Below are 1,614 nucleotides of genomic sequence, written 5' to 3'. Positions count from 1 at the left end.
CAACAAAAGTAGGATTGAAAGTCAGAATATTTTTGCCTCCAAGCATAATGAGCAATAATCGCAACATCGATGCCATGCAGTTGAATATTAAGAGCTTCAACCTTTTCTATCTGTTTAGCCATCATTTGTCCTCAGAGCCAAACCAAAACCCAAGATCATCCCCGTCGTCAGGCAATTGATCACTTTTGAAGCTATCGCTCTGATCTTGAGTCGCGCTATCTGAATAAACTGGATACGTTTTGCTGCCTTTGGACGTGATCATCAATTCCAAATCGAGCCCTTCTAGCACCCTAAGCAAGGTTGACAGCTTCACATCACAGCCTGCTTCAATGCGCTGATACTGTTGCTGCTTCATACCAATTCGCATGTACATGTCTTTTTGCTCGAGACCGAGTTTTCTGCGATGATCAGTGAGCAAGGTTGTCATTTCTTCTAAGCTTTATATTCTTTCATCAAACAACCCAAAAGTTGTCTACGATCCAATTAACAACATATTAGTTGTATACAGACCTTTTAATAACTTTTAAAAATATCGTGTTACTGTGCAATGAATGTGCTTCTTTTTTAGTTGTTTATCAATGAAATCTGGCATCCATAATTGAATACCAGATTGCTTAAGTTAAATGCGCTACGAAAAGGAAATTATATCTTCGTCCCGTTTATAAATAATTTGTCAGCTTCTGTTTTTATTTCAGCCGTGTAATGACCATTAGCGTTCGCATCAAAATACTGGTCAATAAAATGTTGTAAATTTGGAGCGGCTAAGTACATCTGTTTTGATAAATCAAAATCAAACTGGCTTGAAGTGTTGCTTCCGATTTTTTTATTCACTAAGTGAGGTCGTAATCCAGTGTAGTTATCTGGCTTAATAGAAAGTGAACCTTTCACAGATGCTTCATTAACTGTGAAATTAATATTCTCTGCTCGTAGACCAGAACTAACAAGATCAACTATTAAGCCTTCCATTTCACTAGAAGAGATATTGCCTCTATCCATTATGTACTCGAATTGCTTTAATACAGAAGTATTCAGGTTCACAATATCGGTTTCTAATCCAAGAGCAAAATCATATGGAGGAATACCAACAGCATTCACTTTTAAGTTATCAATGCCGATGCTTGTACTTAATGTAGAAGTTTCGCCCATACTAAGCAAAGACGTCAGTTTGCCACCAGCAAGATCAACACTTTTATCACTTTTTTCATCACGTAGCTTAAAAGATCCAAGAGTGAAATCCAAAGATTTATCAGCAACTTTTTCGCCATCTACTACAGCTAATCCGATATTAGAAAAAGATACGGACTGACGTGAGCCATTTACGCTAATCTCTGGAATGTTCGCAGAATAAGTCAACGCATCCTTATTGCCATCCACATTAAAGGTTAATGTTCCCATACTTAAGTTTTCTGTACGATTAAGTGGAATAAGGCCAATGTCAAAAGCGGCATCTAATTCAATGTTATTAGAAGCAGTTGATATCTTATAAGAAATATCTTCATTGAAAGATGTGGCCTCTGTGATAAACGTTTTTGTAATGCCTTTGTCTTTAGGTAAAGTGAATTTACCCGTTACTTCTGACGCAAAAATGCCAACGTCAGCGGTGTGCTTAAGACT

2 protein-coding genes are annotated in these 1,614 nt (G+C 37.2%); both read right to left on the bottom strand.

Annotated elements, in window-relative coordinates; all coding sequences use genetic code 11:
• Positions 1-121: 121 nt before the first annotated feature.
• Positions 122-427, bottom strand: coding sequence for a helix-turn-helix transcriptional regulator (locus R3X26_RS18710; protein ID WP_317718834.1), 306 nt, complete (start codon positions 425-427; stop codon positions 122-124).
• A gap of 215 nt (positions 428-642) precedes the next feature.
• The coding region (locus R3X26_RS18705) for a hypothetical protein (RefSeq protein WP_317718833.1) at positions 643-1,614 on the bottom strand (972 nt) is incomplete at its 5' end.

It is taken from the genome of Vibrio sp. TH_r3 (assembly GCF_033101115.1).
Lineage (GTDB): Bacteria > Pseudomonadota > Gammaproteobacteria > Enterobacterales > Vibrionaceae > Vibrio.
The sequence above is the reverse complement of the archived record's forward strand: the minus strand, read 5'-3'. Positions and strand labels throughout refer to the sequence as shown.

Excerpts from the sequence above, each read along its gene's own strand:
- R3X26_RS18710 (WP_317718834.1), bottom strand. The coding sequence starts at position 427 with ATGACAACCTTGCTCACTGATCATCGCAGAAAACTCGGTCTCGAGCAA.